At 44.8% G+C, this 18236-nt stretch carries 18 protein-coding genes; all 18 read left to right on the top strand.

Annotation, left to right across the window (positions count from 1 at the left end; genetic code table 11):
- Positions 1 to 63: 63 nt before the first annotated feature.
- The 18 genes from rplL (at position 64) to rpmC (ending at position 18226) form a co-directional block, all read left to right on the top strand.
- Positions 64 to 426 (top strand): 50S ribosomal protein L7/L12, encoded by a 363-nt coding sequence (gene rplL, locus BA724_RS04240; RefSeq protein WP_069937436.1) that lies wholly within the window; start codon positions 64 to 66, stop codon positions 424 to 426.
- A 73-nt stretch (positions 427 to 499) separates the two neighbouring features.
- Positions 500 to 1099: a class I SAM-dependent methyltransferase gene (locus tag BA724_RS04235; RefSeq protein ID WP_069937435.1), complete on the top strand. Its 600-nt coding sequence runs from the start codon at positions 500 to 502 to the stop codon at positions 1097 to 1099.
- Between the two features lie 241 nt (positions 1100 to 1340).
- Positions 1341 to 4895 carry a DNA-directed RNA polymerase subunit beta gene (gene rpoB, locus BA724_RS04230; RefSeq protein WP_069937434.1) on the top strand — a complete coding sequence of 1185 codons (3555 nt, stop codon included), beginning with the start codon at positions 1341 to 1343 and terminating at the stop codon, positions 4893 to 4895.
- 97 nt (positions 4896 to 4992) lie between these two features.
- A complete protein-coding gene (rpoC, locus tag BA724_RS04225) occupies positions 4993 to 8583 on the top strand; it encodes a DNA-directed RNA polymerase subunit beta' (protein WP_069937433.1) in 3591 nt (1196 codons plus the stop codon).
- 259 nt (positions 8584 to 8842) lie between these two features.
- Positions 8843 to 9265, top strand: a complete 423-nt coding sequence (gene rpsL, locus BA724_RS04220) for a 30S ribosomal protein S12 (RefSeq protein ID WP_045851848.1) — start codon at positions 8843 to 8845, stop codon at positions 9263 to 9265.
- Positions 9266 to 9310: 45 nt separating this feature from the next.
- The gene (gene rpsG, locus BA724_RS04215; protein ID WP_069937432.1) at positions 9311 to 9781 is read left to right on the top strand and encodes a 30S ribosomal protein S7; all 471 of its coding nucleotides are present in this window, start codon (positions 9311 to 9313) and stop codon (positions 9779 to 9781) included.
- 52 nt (positions 9782 to 9833) lie between these two features.
- Positions 9834 to 11912 carry an elongation factor G gene (fusA, locus tag BA724_RS04210; protein ID WP_069937431.1) on the top strand — a complete coding sequence of 693 codons (2079 nt, stop codon included), beginning with the start codon at positions 9834 to 9836 and terminating at the stop codon, positions 11910 to 11912.
- Between the two features lie 130 nt (positions 11913 to 12042).
- Positions 12043 to 13230, top strand: coding sequence for an elongation factor Tu (gene tuf / locus BA724_RS04205; RefSeq protein WP_069937430.1), 1188 nt, complete (start codon positions 12043 to 12045; stop codon positions 13228 to 13230).
- Between the two features lie 234 nt (positions 13231 to 13464).
- Entirely contained in the window at positions 13465 to 13773 is a 309-nt protein-coding gene (gene rpsJ / locus BA724_RS04200) for a 30S ribosomal protein S10 (RefSeq protein ID WP_018395154.1), read from the top strand.
- Between the two features lie 35 nt (positions 13774 to 13808).
- On the top strand, positions 13809 to 14441 hold the full coding sequence (gene rplC / locus BA724_RS04195; protein ID WP_069937429.1) for a 50S ribosomal protein L3: 633 nt from the start codon (positions 13809 to 13811) through the stop codon (positions 14439 to 14441).
- A gap of 30 nt (positions 14442 to 14471) precedes the next feature.
- Positions 14472 to 15095, top strand: a complete 624-nt coding sequence (gene rplD / locus BA724_RS04190; protein WP_069937428.1) for a 50S ribosomal protein L4 — start codon at positions 14472 to 14474, stop codon at positions 15093 to 15095.
- Complete coding sequence (gene rplW / locus BA724_RS04185) at positions 15095 to 15379, top strand: 50S ribosomal protein L23 (RefSeq protein ID WP_046176550.1); 285 nt, start codon at positions 15095 to 15097, stop codon at positions 15377 to 15379. The genes rplD and rplW overlap by 1 nt, the downstream gene beginning before the upstream one ends.
- A gap of 33 nt (positions 15380 to 15412) precedes the next feature.
- Entirely contained in the window at positions 15413 to 16243 is an 831-nt protein-coding gene (rplB, locus tag BA724_RS04180) for a 50S ribosomal protein L2 (RefSeq protein WP_069937427.1), read from the top strand.
- Positions 16244 to 16303: 60 nt separating this feature from the next.
- Complete coding sequence (rpsS, locus tag BA724_RS04175; RefSeq protein ID WP_069937426.1) at positions 16304 to 16582, top strand: 30S ribosomal protein S19; 279 nt, start codon at positions 16304 to 16306, stop codon at positions 16580 to 16582.
- A gap of 19 nt (positions 16583 to 16601) precedes the next feature.
- Positions 16602 to 16943, top strand: a complete 342-nt coding sequence (gene rplV, locus BA724_RS04170; RefSeq protein ID WP_069937425.1) for a 50S ribosomal protein L22 — start codon at positions 16602 to 16604, stop codon at positions 16941 to 16943.
- Between the two features lie 3 nt (positions 16944 to 16946).
- A complete protein-coding gene (gene rpsC / locus BA724_RS04165) occupies positions 16947 to 17603 on the top strand; it encodes a 30S ribosomal protein S3 (protein WP_069937424.1) in 657 nt (218 codons plus the stop codon).
- 1 nt (position 17604) lies between these two features.
- Positions 17605 to 18039, top strand: coding sequence for a 50S ribosomal protein L16 (gene rplP, locus BA724_RS04160; protein ID WP_045851859.1), 435 nt, complete (start codon positions 17605 to 17607; stop codon positions 18037 to 18039).
- Positions 18029 to 18226 carry a 50S ribosomal protein L29 gene (rpmC, locus tag BA724_RS04155; RefSeq protein WP_069937423.1) on the top strand — a complete coding sequence of 66 codons (198 nt, stop codon included), beginning with the start codon at positions 18029 to 18031 and terminating at the stop codon, positions 18224 to 18226. The genes rplP and rpmC overlap by 11 nt, the downstream gene beginning before the upstream one ends.
- Positions 18227 to 18236 lie beyond the last annotated feature (10 nt).

Raw genomic sequence — 18236 nt, 5'->3', positions numbered from 1 at the left:
GGCCTCTGGAACTGGATTCGAATAAAAAAACATTTTTAAAACACACTAAGGAGGAAATATAAAATGTCTAAAGAGCAAATCATTGAAGCAATCAAAGAAATGTCCGTTCTTGAGTTGAACGACCTTGTAAAAGCAATCGAAGAAGAATTCGGCGTAACAGCAGCTGCGCCAGTTGCAGCAGCAGGTGCTGCAGGCGGCGCAGCAGCAGAAGAACAAACAGAATTCGACCTTATCCTTGCTGGAGCAGGCGACCAAAAAATCAAAGTTATCAAAGCAGTTCGCGAAATCACAGGTCTGGGCTTGAAAGAAGCGAAAGAGCTAGTTGATAACACACCAAAAGCGCTTAAAGAAGGTATCGCGAAAGAAGAAGCTGAAGAGCTTAAAGCGAAACTTGAAGAAGTTGGCGCTTCTGTAGAAGTGAAGTAATTCTTTGATGCAATGGCACAAAAGTCCGCTGGTTTTACAGCGGACTTTTGTTTATTGAAAGGGGAAATAGATTGTGGGAGACCATTATTTTTCCAAAAACCCGAATAGTGAGCACCGTCCGCAGCATTTCACATTTACATTGCGCGGCAAATCGTATACGTTTGAAACAGATTCCGGTGTTTTCTCAAAATCAGAGGTAGACTTCGGTTCCAGGCTGCTGATTGAAACATTTGAATGGCCGGAAATTGATGGACCGATATTGGATGCGGGCTGCGGTTATGGTCCAATCGGCCTTTCGATCGCCTCCGAACAGCCAAATCGAACCATTCATATGATTGATGTGAATGACCGGGCGCTGGTGCTGGCACGTGAAAATGCAAAACGAAATCGTGTTGACAATGTGCATATCTATGAAAGTGATCGGTTGCAAAACGTGTCGGAAGAAGGGTTTGCGGCTGTATTGACAAATCCGCCGATCCGCGCGGGTAAACAAGTTGTTTTTGATATATTACAAACAGGGTTTGCGAAACTTTCAGATGGCGGTGAACTATGGGTCGTTATTCAGAAAAAACAGGGAGCGCCATCTGCTATAAAAGAAATTGAACGGCTGGCCGGTTCATGTGAAGTTGCAGCGAAAGAGAAAGGCTATTTTATTTTGCGCGGGAAAAAATAATTGACCCTAAAAAAACCGTATGCTATTATTGTAAAATGCCAATATAATATTTGGGCCCATTTGTCAATGAGAATATTTTTTTGCCGAAATGGGAACAATGACAACAAAATAGGGCCAATTGTGATAAAAATGAGGTTTTCTTTGACAAAACCTTTTTCTTTTTGTCTTGTTGAGTATGAAAATACTCCGCCTAAAGATAAATTATAGGCAATAATAACGCTTGATTTGAGGGGTGAATCAGTTGACAGGTCAACTAGTTCAGTATGGACGACACCGCCAGCGCAGAAGCTATGCGCGCATTAGTGAAGTATTAGAGTTACCGAATTTGATTGAAATTCAAACAGCCTCCTATCAATGGTTTCTTGATGAGGGTCTGCGTGAAATGTTCCAGGACATTTCTCCAATTGAAGATTTCACAGGTAATCTGGCACTGGAATTTATCGATTACAGCCTGGCAGAACCGAAATATCCCGTAGATGAGTCGAAAGAGCGTGATGTTACGTACTCTGCGCCGCTCCGCGTGAAAGTCCGTCTTTTAAATAAAGAAACGGGCGAAGTGAAAGATCAAGAAGTTTTTATGGGCGATTTTCCGCTTATGACCGAAACAGGAACATTCATTATTAACGGTGCAGAGCGCGTTATCGTTTCCCAGCTCGTTCGTTCTCCGAGTGTATATTATAACGGAAAACTGGACAAAAATGGAAAACGAGGGTTCACTGCGACTGTTATTCCAAACCGCGGTGCGTGGCTCGAGTATGAAACAGACGCCAAAGATATCGTTTATGTTCGTATCGACCGGACACGTAAATTGCCGATTACGGTTTTATTACGTGCGCTCGGGTTTGGCACTGATCAAGAAATCATCGATTTGCTTGGTGATAACGAATATTTACGGAATACGCTTGAAAAAGATAACACGGAAACAACGGAAAAAGCGCTTATTGAAATTTATGAGCGTCTTCGCCCGGGTGAACCGCCGACAGTTGAAAATGCGAAAAGCCTTTTAGTTTCCCGCTTCTTTGACCCGAAACGGTACGATCTTGCCAGCGTAGGCCGTTATAAAATGAATAAAAAGCTTCACACGAAAAACCGTTTGTTCGGACAACGTTTAGCCGAAACGCTGGCAGATCCGGAAACAGGTGAGATTATCGCAGAAGCAGGCACAGTACTTGACCGCCGCGCACTTGATAAAATCATCCCGCATCTGGAAAATGGCGCTTCATTTAAATCATACCGTCAAACAGGCGGCGTGATTGAAGATGACATGACCGTTCAAACAATTAAAGTATATGCGCCAAACAGTGAAGAAGAGCAGGTTATCAATATTATCGGCAACGGTTTCCCGGAAATGAACGTGAAGAACATCACACCAGCAGACATTATCGCGTCAATCGGTTACTTCTTCAACCTTCTTTACGGTGTAGGCGATACAGACGATATTGACCACCTCGGCAACCGTCGTCTTCGTTCGGTTGGGGAATTGTTGCAAAACCAATTCCGTATCGGGTTATCCCGTATGGAACGGGTTGTTCGCGAGCGTATGTCGATTCAAGACACGCAAACGATCACACCGCAGCAGCTGATTAACATCCGTCCGGTTATTGCGTCAATTAAAGAGTTTTTCGGAAGCTCTCAGCTTTCCCAGTTCATGGATCAGACGAATCCGCTTGGTGAATTAACGCATAAACGCCGTCTATCTGCGCTCGGTCCGGGTGGTTTGACACGTGAGCGTGCAGGCTTTGAAGTCCGTGACGTTCATTACTCCCACTATGGCCGTATGTGTCCAATTGAAACACCTGAGGGTCCAAATATCGGGTTGATCAACTCATTGTCATCTTTTGCGAAAGTAAACCGTTTCGGCTTTATTGAAACACCGTACCGCCGTGTTGATCCAGATACAGGGTGTGTAACGGAACGCATAGATTATTTGACAGCAGATGAAGAAGATAACTATGTTGTCGCACAGGCGAATGTGCCTCTAAACGATGACGGGTCTTTTGCTGAAGAAGAAGTCGTTGCCCGTTTCCGCGGTGAAAATACCGTCGTCAAACGTGAGCGTGCAGATTACATGGACGTATCACCGAAGCAGGTCGTATCGGCTGCGACCGCATGTATCCCGTTCTTGGAAAATGATGACTCCAACCGTGCTCTTATGGGAGCGAACATGCAGCGTCAGGCTGTGCCATTGATGCAGCCGGAAGCGCCAATTGTCGGAACAGGTATGGAATACGTATCTGCAAAAGACTCTGGAGCTGCTGTTATTTGCAAACATGAGGGAATTGTTGAACGAGTAGAAGCCCGCCAAATTTTTGTCCGCCGCATTCAAGAAGTAGATGGACAGGAAATAAAAGGCGATCTTGATAAATATAAACTGCAAAAATTCATCCGTTCTAACCAAGGAACTTGCTACAACCAGCGTCCAATTGTTGCAGTGGGCAACCGTGTAACAAAAGGCGAAATTTTAGCAGATGGCCCGTCAATGGAGCTTGGTGAACTTGCCCTTGGCCGTAACGTTCTCGTTGCGTTCATGACATGGGATGGCTACAACTATGAAGATGCGATCATTATGAGTGAGCGCCTTGTAAAAGATGATGTCTATACATCGATTCATATTGAAGAATACGAGTCAGAATCACGTGATACGAAGCTTGGACCTGAAGAAATTACACGTGATATTCCAAACGTTGGTGAAGATGCGCTTCGCAATCTTGACGACCGCGGCATTATTCGTGTTGGTGCGGAAGTAAAAGACGGAGATTTGCTTGTCGGAAAAGTAACGCCTAAAGGGGTTACGGAACTAACGGCAGAAGAACGCCTGCTTCATGCAATCTTCGGTGAAAAAGCACGTGAAGTGCGCGATACATCACTTCGTGTTCCTCACGGCGGCAGCGGGATTGTCCTTGATGTCAAAGTATTCAACCGTGAAGATGGGGATGAATTGCCACCAGGTGTGAATCAACTGGTGCGTGTTTACATCGTTCAGAAGCGGAAGATTTCTGAAGGGGATAAAATGGCCGGTCGTCACGGTAACAAAGGGGTAATCTCCCGTATTTTGCCTGAAGAAGACATGCCGTTCCTGCCAGATGGCACACCGGTTGATATCATGCTTAACCCACTAGGTGTACCGTCCCGTATGAACATCGGACAAGTGCTTGAGCTTCACTTAGGTATGGCTGCGCGCTACCTTGGCATTCATGTTGCATCACCGGTATTCGATGGTGCATCCGAGGATGACGTGTGGGAAACAATTGAAGAAGCCGGCATGAGCCGTGATGCGAAAACCGTCTTGTACGATGGACGCAACGGTGAGCCGTTTGACAACCGTGTATCCGTTGGAATCATGTATATGATCAAGCTTGCGCACATGGTTGACGATAAGCTACATGCCCGTTCAACTGGACCATACTCCCTTGTTACACAGCAGCCTCTTGGCGGTAAAGCCCAGTTCGGCGGCCAGCGCTTTGGTGAGATGGAAGTGTGGGCACTTGAAGCATACGGTGCCGCTTATACATTGCAAGAGATCTTAACCGTAAAATCTGATGATATCGTTGGACGTGTAAAAACATACGAAGCGATTGTCAAAGGCGAAAACGTTCCAGAACCAGGTGTTCCTGAATCATTTAAAGTATTGATCAAAGAGCTTCAAAGTCTTGGTCTCGACGTGAAAATTATGTCGGGCGACGATCAGGAGATTGAAATGCGTGATCTTGAAGATGAAGATGATGTGCAGCAGACCGATACGTTAAATATCGCTCCTGAAGCCGCTGGAATTGAACCAATTGGCTCAACAGATTGAATCATAAATAAAATATAGCATTTCGTCCAAAAAGCGCTCTTAGCGCTTTTTGGGCGCTTTCAAGGAAATCGGTAAAAAGAAAAGGGAGGTAGGCCCCTTGCTGGATGTCAATAATTTTGAGTATATGAAAATTGGTCTTGCTTCACCTGATAAGATTCGTTCGTGGTCTTATGGAGAAGTCAAAAAACCTGAAACAATTAATTACCGTACACTTAAGCCGGAAAAAGATGGCTTGTTCTGTGAACGAATTTTTGGCCCTACGAAAGATTGGGAGTGCCATTGCGGCAAATATAAACGTGTCCGCTATAAAGGCGTCGTCTGTGACCGCTGTGGCGTTGAAGTAACAAAAGCGAAAGTACGCCGTGAGCGTATGGGTCACATTGAGCTGGCAGCACCAGTTTCGCATATTTGGTATTTCAAAGGAATCCCAAGCCGCATGGGTCTTGTTTTGGACATGTCTCCCCGCGCTTTAGAAGAAGTCATTTATTTCGCTTCGTACGTGGTTACGGAATCAGGTGATACAGCACTTGAGAAGAAGCAGCTTCTTTCTGAAAAAGAATTCCGCACTTACCGTGATAAATACGGAAGTAAATTCCAAGCGTCTATGGGAGCAGAAGCAATTAAAAAGCTTTTGCAGGATATTGACCTTGATAAAGAAACAGAGCAGTTAAAAGAAGAATTGAAGTCAGCACAGGGCCAGCGCCGTACTCGTGCGATTAAACGTCTTGAAGTGATCGAAGCATTCCGTCATTCGGGCAACCATCCAGACTGGATGATTTTAGACGTACTGCCGGTTATTCCACCGGAACTTCGCCCGATGGTACAGCTAGATGGTGGTCGTTTTGCTACATCCGATTTAAATGATTTGTATCGCCGTGTTATTAACCGGAACAACCGTTTAAAACGTCTTTTGGATCTTGGTGCCCCAAGCATTATCGTTCAAAATGAAAAACGGATGCTTCAAGAAGCCGTTGATGCACTAATTGATAATGGACGCCGCGGCCGCCCTGTTACAGGTCCAGGTAACCGTCCGTTGAAATCACTTTCACACATGCTGAAAGGAAAACAAGGCCGTTTCCGTCAAAACTTGCTCGGAAAACGGGTCGATTATTCTGGCCGCTCAGTAATCGTCGTCGGTCCAAACTTAAAAATGTATCAATGTGGCCTTCCGAAAGAAATGGCGCTTGAACTCTTCAAGCCGTTCGTGATGAAAGAACTCGTTGAACGTGGTCTTGCACACAACATTAAGAGTGCTAAGCGTAAAATTGAGCGTGTTCAGTCCGATGTGTGGGATGTACTTGAAGAAGTGATCCGTGAGCATCCTGTTTTATTGAACCGCGCACCGACGCTTCACCGTCTCGGTATTCAGGCATTTGAACCAACATTGGTTGAAGGGCGCGCAATTCGTCTTCACCCGCTCGTGTGTACAGCATACAATGCGGACTTTGATGGTGACCAAATGGCCGTTCACGTCCCGCTTTCTGCTGAGGCACAGGCGGAAGCCCGTATGCTGATGCTGGCTGCACAAAACATTTTGAACCCGAAAGACGGGAAGCCGGTTGTTACACCATCACAGGATATGGTTCTTGGAAACTACTACTTAACGCTTGAGCGTGAAGGGGCAGTAGGAGAAGGGTCTATCTTTAAAGACACAAATGAAGCGATTTTGGCGTATCAAAACGGATACGTTCACTTGCACACACGTGTAGCAGTGGCGGCATCATCACTGGAAAACCAAACATTTACAGAAGAACAAAATAAACAGCTGCTTATCACAACGGTTGGTAAATTGATCTTTAACGAAATTTTGCCGGATACATTCCCGTACATTAACGAACCGACAAGCAGCAATCTTGAAGTGAAGACACCAGAGAAATATTTTGTTGATGCGGGTATGAACGTTCCTGAGCATATTGCTAAGCAGGAAGTTGTTGAGCCGTTTAAAAAGAAAATTCTCGGTAACATTATCGCAGAAGTGTTTAAACGCTTCAAGATTACTGAAACATCTAAAATGCTTGACCGCATGAAAGACCTTGGCTTCAGACACTCGACAAAAGCGGGTATTACAGTAGGGGTTGCGGATATCGTTGTTTTAGGTGAAAAAGAAGAAATCTTAAAAGAAGCACAGGCAAAAGTAGATAACGTTATGAAGCAGTTCCGTCGTGGTTTAATTACGGAAGAGGAACGGTATGACCGCGTTATTTCTGTCTGGAGTGCAGCGAAAGATGTTATTCAAGGCAAATTGATGGCGTCTCTTGATAAGCGCAATCCGATCTTCATGATGAGTGATTCCGGAGCCCGTGGTAACGCGTCCAACTTCACACAGCTTGCTGGTATGCGCGGACTCATGGCCAACCCGGCCGGACGTATTATCGAACTTCCGATCAAATCTTCGTTCCGTGAAGGTCTGACGGTACTCGAGTACTTTATTTCAACACACGGTGCGCGTAAAGGTCTTGCCGATACCGCTCTAAAAACAGCCGATTCTGGTTACTTAACACGCCGTCTCGTTGACGTAGCGCAAGACGTTATCGTCCGCGAAGATGATTGTGGAACAGACCGCGGCTTGGAAATCAGTTCGATTAAAGATGGAACAGAAATTATCGAAGCGCTAGAAGAACGTCTTGTTGGCCGCTATTCACGTAAAGCGATCAAGCATCCGGAAACGGGTGAAGTGCTTGTCCGTGAAAACGAACAAATCGATGAAGACTTGGCAAAAATAGTGGTAGAAGCTGGGGTTGAAAAGGTTTGGATCCGTTCTGCCTTTACATGTAATACACGCCACGGCGTATGTAAAAAATGCTACGGACGCAACTTGGCAACCGGCCAGGAAGTAGAAGTGGGTGAAGCAGTCGGTATTATCGCTGCCCAATCAATCGGGGAGCCGGGAACACAGCTTACAATGCGCACATTCCATACAGGCGGTGTAGCTGGAGACGATATTACCCAGGGTCTTCCGCGTATTCAGGAGATTTTCGAAGCGCGTAATCCAAAAGGTCAGGCCATTATCTCGGAAATCAACGGTAACATTACGTCGATTACAGAAGGCCGCGACCGTCAGCAGGAAATTACAATTCAGGGAGATGTGGAGACACGTTCCTATACTGCTCCTTATACAGCTCGCTTGAAAGTAGCAATCGGAGATCAAATTGAACGTGGTCAAGTATTAACGGAAGGGTCAATCGATCCGAAAGAATACTTGAAAATTAAAGATGTGACCTCTGTACAGGAATACTTGTTGCGTGAAGTGCAAAAAGTATACCGTATGCAAGGGGTTGAAATTGGCGATAAGCACGTTGAAGTAATGGTCCGCCAGATGCTTCGTAAAGTACGCGTCCTTGAAGCGGGAGACACCGATGTTCTTCCAGGCAGCCTGCTTGAAATTCATCAGTTCCGTGACGCAAATGAAAAAGTGCTTCTTGAAGGCGGAATTCCGGCAACAGGCCGTCCAATCCTTCTCGGTATTACAAAAGCGTCGCTTGAAACAGATTCCTTCTTGTCTGCTGCATCCTTCCAGGAAACAACTCGTGTCCTGACAGATGCCGCAATTAAAGGAAAACGCGACGAATTGCTCGGCTTGAAAGAAAACGTCATTATCGGAAAACTCGTTCCGGCAGGTACCGGTATGCAGCGTTACCGGCAATCTGAAGCGAATCTAAAAGAAGAAGAATCCGTCACAGTCGAATAATTTTTTATCGGCGCTTGGGATCCTGCAAGCGCCGATAAATTTTTTTGAAAAGAATAGTTGACACTGAAAAACGAAAATGATACTATGATCAAGGTGTTCCTATAAGACCGTATTTTTTGTTCGGAAATAGGAGCAAAACAATCATTGCCACTATTCGCAAAGAACGTTTTTGCAGGTTTGCTGCAAGAACTTTGTTTTTGCCCAAAAATGAGCCACCTGGAAGTGTGGGCTTAGAAAAAAAGGAAGGGAGGATCTTTACATGCCTACTATTAATCAGTTAGTACGTAAGCCTCGTAAATCAAAGATCACTAAATCGAAGTCTCCGGCGCTTAATAAAGGATTCAACAGCTTCAAGAAATCCCAAACAGATGTACTTTCCCCGCAAAAACGCGGTGTTTGCACACGTGTTGGTACAATGACGCCGAAAAAACCGAACTCAGCGCTTCGTAAATATGCACGTGTGCGTTTGAGCAACGGTATTGAGGTAACAGCTTATATCCCTGGTATTGGCCATAACCTTCAAGAGCATAGTGTTGTTTTGATTCGCGGCGGACGCGTAAAAGACTTACCGGGAGTACGTTACCACATCGTTCGTGGTGCGCTTGATACTGCCGGCGTTGAAACTCGTCGCCAAGGCCGTTCTAAATACGGTACAAAACGCCCTAAAGCACCAAAAGCATAATTTTAAAAATGCACATAACTTGAATTTCCGAAAGGAGGAAAAAATATGCCACGTAAAGGCCCAGTAGCAAAAAGAGATGTATTGCCTGATCCGCTTTACAACTCAAAACTCGTTTCTCGCCTCATTAACAAAATGATGGTTGACGGTAAAAGAGGAAAATCCCAAGCAATTCTTTACGCAGCTTTTGACACAATCCGTGAACGTACGGGAAATGATCCAATGGAAGTATTCGACCAGGCGATGAAAAACATCATGCCGGTACTAGAGGTAAAGGCACGCCGTGTCGGCGGAGCTAACTACCAGGTGCCGATTGAAGTTCGTCCGGAACGCCGTACAACACTAGGCCTCCGCTGGTTGGTAAACTATGCGCGCCTTCGCGGTGAAAAAACAATGGAAGAACGCCTTGCAGCGGAAATTATGGACGCAGCAAACAACAGCGGAGCTTCTGTGAAAAAACGCGAAGATACACACAAAATGGCGGAAGCGAACAAAGCATTCGCTCACTACCGCTGGTAATTTTTAAACTAAACTTACACCTAACCTAATTCAGGAAGGAGAAAGATAATAGATGGCAAGAGAGTTCTCCTTAAAAAACACTCGTAACATTGGAATTATGGCTCACATCGATGCTGGTAAAACGACAACGACTGAGCGTATCCTTTATTACACAGGCCGTATCCACAAAATTGGTGAAACGCACGAAGGTGCATCACAAATGGACTGGATGGAGCAGGAGCAGGAGCGTGGTATTACAATCACGTCTGCTGCAACAACTGCTCAATGGAAAGGCCACCGTGTTAACATCATCGATACACCCGGACACGTAGACTTCACTGTTGAAGTTGAGCGTTCACTTCGTGTGCTTGATGGTGCCGTAACGGTTCTTGATGCTCAATCAGGCGTAGAACCGCAAACGGAAACAGTATGGCGTCAAGCGACAACATACGGTGTTCCACGTGTCGTATTCGTCAACAAAATGGACAAATTGGGTGCGGACTTCCTTTACTCTGTTCGTACAATCCATGACCGTTTAATGGCGAACGCACATCCAATTCAATTGCCGATCGGTGCTGAAGACGAGTTCTCAGGCATCATTGACTTAATTGAAATGAAAGCAACTGTATATGGAAATGACCTTGGTACTGAAATAGAGGTTGTAGACATTCCTGCAGATTACCAGGATCAAGCAGAAGAATACCGTGAAAAACTAATTGAAGCGGTTGCTGAGCTTGATGAAGAATTAATGGAGAAATACCTTGGTGGCGAAGAATTGACGAATGATGAAATCAAAGCTGCGATCCGTAAAGGTGTTATCAACGTAGAATTCTTCCCAGTAATGGTTGGTTCTGCATTTAAAAACAAAGGTGTTCAGCTTATGCTTGACGCTGTTATCGACTACCTTCCAGCACCAGTAGATGTACCGGCAATTAAAGGTACGCTTCCGGACAGCGAGGAAGAAGTGGAACGTGAATCTAGCGATGAAGCGCCGTTCTCGGCTCTTGCATTTAAAGTTATGACGGATCCATACGTTGGTAAATTGACGTTCTTCCGTGTATACTCAGGTGTTCTTGCATCTGGTTCATACGTTCAGAACTCAACAAAAGGCAAGCGTGAGCGTGTAGGTCGTATCCTGCAAATGCACGCGAACTCTCGTGAAGAGATTTCGCAAGTATACGCTGGCGATATCGCTGCTGCAGTTGGATTGAAAGATACAACAACAGGCGATACGCTTTGCGACGAGAAAAACCTTGTTATTCTTGAGTCTATGGAGTTCCCTGATCCAGTTATCTCGCTTTCAGTTGAGCCGAAATCAAAAGCTGACCAAGATAAGATGACAATCGCACTTCAAAAACTGCAAGAAGAAGATCCTACATTCCATGCGCATACTGATCCTGAAACGGGTGAAGTTATTATCGCGGGTATGGGTGAGCTTCACCTTGACATTCTCGTTGACCGTATGCGCCGCGAGTTCAAAGTAGAAGCTAACGTTGGTGCACCGCAGGTATCATACCGCGAAACGTTCCGTTCAAGCGCTCAAGTTGAGGGTAAATTTGCCCGTCAATCTGGTGGCCGTGGACAGTTCGGTCACGTTTGGATCGAATTCTCTCCTAACGAAGAAGGAGCAGGCTTCGAATTCGTAAATGGCATCGTTGGTGGTTCTGTACCACGTGAATATGTTCCAGCAGTTCAAGCAGGTCTTAAAGACGCTATGCAAAACGGCGTTCTTGCCGGTTACCCGCTGATCGATGTTAAAGCCCGTTTGTTTGACGGATCTTATCATGATGTCGATTCATCTGAGATGGCATTTAAAATCGCTGCGTCAATGGCGCTGAAAAATGCAATTTCAAAATGTAACCCAGTGCTTCTTGAGCCGCTTATGAAAGTTGAAGTTGTTATTCCAGATGAATATCTTGGCGATATCATGGGTGATATTACATCACGCCGTGGACGTGTAGAAGGTATGGAAGCGCGCGGTAATGCACAAGTTGTTAAAGCGTTCGTTCCACTTTCTGAAATGTTCGGTTACGCAACGTCACTTCGTTCAAACACGCAAGGGCGCGGTAACTACTCTATGCACTTCGATCATTACGAAGAAGTTCCTAAGAGTGTTATGGAAACAATCATCAAAAAAAATAAAGGCGAATAATTGATTTATACTTCCTAATCAAGTATAAATACTATTGTAAGCTTTCCCTTCTTTCGAAAAACGAGCGTTTTTCGAAAGAAGACCAATATAAACAACTACTAATTTCTATATTTTGAAGGAGGACTTCCTAATGGGAAAAGCAAAATTCGACCGTTCAAAACCACACGTTAACATTGGTACAATTGGCCACGTTGACCATGGTAAAACAACTCTAACAGCTGCAATCACAACTGTTCTTGCAAAAACTGGTGGTGCGGAAGCACGTGCATACGATCAAATCGATGGTGCACCAGAAGAGCGCGAGCGCGGTATCACAATCTCAACTGCACACGTTGAGTACGAAACTGAAACTCGTCACTATGCGCACGTTGACTGCCCAGGACATGCTGACTATGTTAAAAACATGATCACTGGTGCTGCACAAATGGACGGTGGTATCCTAGTAGTATCTGCTGCTGATGGTCCAATGCCACAAACACGTGAGCACATTCTTCTTTCACGTCAAGTAGGTGTACCATTCCTAGTTGTATTCATGAACAAATGTGACATGGTAGATGACGAAGAGCTTCTTGAACTAGTTGAAATGGAAGTGCGCGATCTTCTTTCTGAATATGATTTCCCTGGCGATGACATTCCTGTTATCAAAGGTTCTGCTCTTAAAGCACTTGAAGGCGATGCTGCATGGGAAGAAAAAATCCATGAACTTATGGCTGCGGTTGATGAGTACATCCCAACACCAACACGCGACACTGACAAACCATTTATGATGCCTGTTGAGGATGTTTTCTCAATCACTGGCCGTGGTACAGTAGCAACAGGACGCGTTGAGCGTGGACAAATCAAAGTTGGTGACGTAATCGAAATCATCGGTTTCACTGAAGAGCCGAAATCAACAACTGTAACAGGTGTTGAGATGTTCCGTAAGCTTCTTGATTATGCTGAAGCTGGCGACAACATTGGTGCGCTTCTTCGTGGTGTAGCTCGTGAAGATATCCAACGTGGCCAAGTATTGGCTAAACCAAGCACAATCACACCGCATACAACTTTCAAAGCGGAAGTTTATGTTCTTTCTAAAGAAGAGGGTGGACGTCACACTCCATTCTTCACAAACTACCGTCCACAGTTCTACTTCCGTACAACTGATGTAACTGGTATCTGCAACCTTCCTGAAGGCGTAGAAATGGTTATGCCTGGTGACAACGTAGAAATGTCAGTAGAATTGATTGCTCCAATCGCGATTGAAGAAGGTACTAAATTCTCAATCCGTGAAGGCGGCCGTACAGTAGGCGCTGGCGTTGTAGCAACAATCCAAAAATAAGTTTTCACCCGAAACAGCCCGGTTCCGGCCGGGCTGTTTTTTGTTTGTAAAAAACTTTCGCTCTTGTGTTGCATTCAAAGGAGAAAGCATGTATAATAATCAATGTTGGTTTTTGACAGCGATGATGCGAAAGGTTGCTGACACACCCGGCCGCTTTGCCATGGCGGTGTCGTCAGGGAAAAATTTTCGCGGAGTATGTCTATTAGCTAAATAGGCGATAAAGGAGGGAAAATAATGGCAAAACAAAAAATTCGTATTCGTTTGAAAGCATATGATCATCGTATTCTTGATCAATCAGCTGAGAAAATCGTTGAGACAGCTAAACGTTCTGGTGCAAGTGTATCCGGTCCGATCCCGCTTCCAACTGAGAAATCAATCTACACGATTCTTCGTGCGGTTCATAAGTACAAAGATTCTCGTGAGCAGTTTGAAATGCGTACTCATAAACGTTTAATCGATATCGTGAACCCAACTCCAAAAACAGTTGATTCATTGATGCGTTTAGACTTGCCGTCAGGCGTTGACATCGAAATTAAACTTTAATAAATACATTACTAAAAAATCAGGAGGTGTGACTCATGACCAAAGGAATCTTAGGAAGAAAAATCGGTATGACGCAAGTGTTTGCTGAAAACGGCGAACTGATCCCAGTAACTGTGATCGAAGCAGCACCAAACGTTGTACTTCAAAAGAAATCAGTCGAAAGCGACGGCTACTCAAGTGTTCAACTAGGTTTTGAAGACAAGCGCGAAAAGCTTGCAAACAAACCATTGCTTGGACACGTGAAAAAAGCAGGCGAAGGCATCGCACCTAAGCGCTTCATTCGTGAGTTCCGTAACATCGACAGCGATCTTGAAATTGGTCAAGAAGTCAAAGTTGATATTTTTGCAGAAGGCGACATCGTCGACGTAACAGGGATTTCGAAAGGGAAAGGCTTCCAGGGTGCGATTAAACGCCACGGACAAAGCCGCGGACCTATGTCCCATGGTTCACGCTACCATCGTCGTCCAGGTTCAATGGGACCTGTAGCGCCAAACCGCGTGTTTAAAAACAAACTTCTCCCTGGCCGTATGGGTGGAGAGCAAGTAACAGTACAAAACCTGCAAGTCGTAAAAGTGGACGCTGAGCGCAACGTTCTTTTAATTAAAGGTAACGTTCCAGGATCCAAAAAAGCCTTGATCCAGGTTAAAACTGCGATTAAAGCAAACTAATTAACTTTTACAGGGAAGGAGGAAACAGAAATGGCTAAAGTTAAAGTATTAAACCAAACAGGTTCTGAAGTCGGCGATATCGAACTAAACGATGCTGTATTCGGAATCGAACCAAATGAACACGTCGTATTTGAAGCAGTGGTTATGCAGCGCGCATCTTTGCGTCAAGGTAACCACAAAGTTAAAAATCGTTCGGAAGTTCGCGGCGGCGGTCGTAAACCTTGGAAACAAAAAGGAACTGGACGTGCGCGTCAAGGTTCTATCCGTTCTCCACAATGGCGCGGCGGTGGTGTGGTCTTCGGTCCAACTCCACGCAGCTACAGCTACAAATTGCCAAAGAAAGTACGTCGTCTTGCATTGAAATCTGCTTTGTCATCAAAAGTACAAGAGCAAAACATTCTTGTGTTGGAAGCTTTGTCATTCGACGCGCCAAAAACAAAAGAATTCATTGCAGTATTGAAAAACTTGTCTGTTGACTCAAAAGCATTGATCGTAACAGACACAGTAAATGAATTCGTTGCATTGTCAGCTCGCAACATCCCTGGTGTAACAGTGGTTGAAGCATCTGGCATCAACATCCTTGACCTGCTTGGGCATGATAAACTTATCATGACAAAAGCAGCGGTTGAAAAAGTAGAGGAGGTGCTTGCATAATGGATGCACGCGATGTGATTAAGCGCCCCGTTATTACTGAACAATCTATGGCTGTAATGGCTGACAAAAAATATACTTTTGAAGTGGACGTACGGGCAAACAAAACGCAAGTGAAGACTGCTGTTGAAGAAATCTTCGGCGTGAAAGTTAAAAACGTTAACGTCATGAACTACAAAGGTAAATTCAAGCGTATGGGACGTCATGCTGGCTATACAAACAAACGCCGTAAAGCAATCGTTACATTAACGCAAGACAGCAAAGAAATCGAACTTTTCGAAGCGTAATAAACGCATAAAATAGAAGAGGAGGGACACGAAATGGCGATTAAAAAGTACAAACCGACCACAAATGGTCGTCGTAATATGACATCTTTGGATTATGCTGAAATTACAACAAGCACACCAGAGAAATCATTGCTTGAGCCGTTGAAAAAGAAAGGCGGCCGTAATAACCAAGGTAAAATCACAGTTCGTCATAGAGGCGGCGGTCATAAGCGTCAATACCGTATCATTGACTTTAAACGTGATAAAGATGGCATTCCAGGACGCGTTGCTACGATCGAATACGATCCGAACCGTTCGGCGAACATCGCACTCGTGAATTATGTTGACGGAGAAAAACGCTACATCCTAGCTCCGAAAAACATCCAGGTTGGAACGGAAATCATGGCTGGACCGGAAGCAGATATTAAAGTAGGAAACGCACTTCCACTTGTAAATATCCCGGTTGGTACAGTGATCCACAACATTGAATTGAAACCAGGCAAAGGCGGACAATTAGTTCGTTCTGCAGGAACTTCAGCTCAAGTACTTGGTAAAGAAGGTAAATATGTTCTTGTACGCTTAAACTCTGGCGAAGTGCGCATGATTCTTGCAACATGCCGCGCAACAATCGGCCAAGTTGGTAACGAGCAGCATGAACTTGTAAACGTTGGTAAAGCAGGACGTTCACGCTGGTTGGGCAAACGCCCTACAGTACGTGGTTCTGTAATGAACCCTAATGACCATCCACACGGTGGTGGTGAAGGACGCGCGCCAATTGGGCGTAAAGGTCCTGTTACACCATGGGGCAAACCAGCTCTTGGTTACAAAACTCGTAAAAAAGTTAACAAATCCGATAAATTCATCGTTCGTCGTCGTAAAAAATAACGTAATTGTCCTACGGTTCCTAGAGCGAACCGTAGACCAATCACGAAGGGAGGTACACAAATGGGCCGCAGTTTGAAAAAAGGACCTTTTGTTGATGATCACTTATTCAATAAAGTTGAAAAGTTAAACGAGACGGAAAAGAAACAAGTTATTAAAACTTGGTCACGCCGTTCTACAATTTTCCCAACATTCATCGGACACACTATCGCAGTGTATGATGGGCGTAAACACGTACCTGTATACGTAACTGAAGATATGGTTGGACATAAACTTGGTGAATTCGCGCCAACGCGTATGTATAAAGGACACGTTGCTGACGATAAGAAAACAAGACGTTAATTGAGAGGAGGATAACACAATGGAAGCTAAAGCTGTCTTAAGAACAGTACGCATTGCTCCTCGTAAGGTGCGTCTAGTGATTGACCTGATCCGAGGCAAGCAAGTTGGAGAAGCGGTGGCGATCTTGAAGCATACGCCTAAAACGTCATCTCCTGTAATTGAAAAACTTTTAAACTCTGCTATTGCAAATGCAGAGCACAACTATGATCTTGATATAAACAACCTTGTTGTTACACAAGCTTTCGTAGACGAAGGACCAACATTGAAACGTTTTCGTCCACGTGCAATGGGACGTGCAAGCGCAATTAACAAACGCACAAGCCACATCACAATCGTCGTGGCAGAAAAAAAGGAGGGATAATTCGTGGGTCAAAAAGTACATCCTCATGGACTGCGCGTCGGGATCATTCGCGACTGGGATTCTAAATGGTACGCTGAAAAAGACTACGCTGATCTTCTTCACGAAGATTTGAGAGTACGCGGATACATCGAAGAACGTCTTAAAGATGCTTCTCTATCCCGTGTTGAAATCGAACGTGCTGCAAACCGCGTGAACGTCACTGTTCATACTGCTAAACCTGGTATGGTTATCGGTAAAGGTGGTTCTGAAGTAGAAGCACTTCGTAAAGCTTTAAATGAAATTACAGGCAAACGTGTTCACATTAACATTGTTGAAGTGAAACGTGCTGACCTTGATGCAAAACTAGTAGCGGAAAACATCGCTCGCCAGCTTGAAAACCGTGTATCATTCCGCCGCGCTCAAAAGCAGGCTATTCAACGGACAATCCGTTCTGGTGCAAAAGGAATTAAAACACAAGTTTCAGGACGTCTTGGCGGAGCTGAGATTGCCCGTGCTGAACATTACAGTGAAGGATCAGTTCCACTTCATACTCTTCGCGCCGACATCGACTATGCACATGTTGAAGCAAATACAACATACGGCAAGCTTGGCGTAAAAGTATGGATCTACCGTGGAGAGGTTCTTCCAACGAAGAAGCAAATTCAGGGAGGAGGCAAATAATATGTTGTTGCCAAAACGCGTGAAATATCGTCGTGTACACCGCGGCAAAATGCGCGGTCAAGCGAAAGGCGGAACAGAAGTGGCATTTGGTGAATATGGTCTTCAGGCTGTTGAAGCTTCATGGATCACAAACCGTCAAATCGAATCTGCCCGTGTCGCAATGACTCGTTACATGAAACGTGGCGGTAAAGTGTGGATTAAAATTTTCCCTCACAAACCATATACGAAAAAACCTCTTGAAGTACGGATGGGTTCCGGTAAAGGGGCACCTGAAGGATGGGTAGCGGTTGTTAAACCAGGTAAGATCATGTTTGAAATTGCCGGCGTTTCTGAAGAAGTGGCACGCGAAGCACTTCGCTTAGCTGCACATAAGCTTCCAATCAAATGCAAAATCGTAAAACGCGAAGAAATTGGTGGTGAATCAAATGAAAGCTAATGAAATCCGTGAACTTACCACTGCTGAAGTTGAACAACAAGTAAAGTCGCTCAAAGAAGAACTTTTCAATCTTCGCTTTCAATTGGCTACGGGACAGCTTGAGAATACGGCCCGTATTCGTGAAGTACGTAAAGCAATCGCCCGCATGAAAACCGTGATTCGTCAACGGGAAATTGATAATCGATAATTGAAAGGAG

The sequence above is a fragment of the Domibacillus iocasae genome (genome assembly GCF_001750285.1).
Classification (GTDB): Bacteria; Bacillota; Bacilli; order Bacillales; family Domibacillaceae; genus Domibacillus; species Domibacillus iocasae.
Note: the sequence above shows the minus strand (reverse complement) of the source record. Positions and strands in the feature narration are given on the sequence as shown.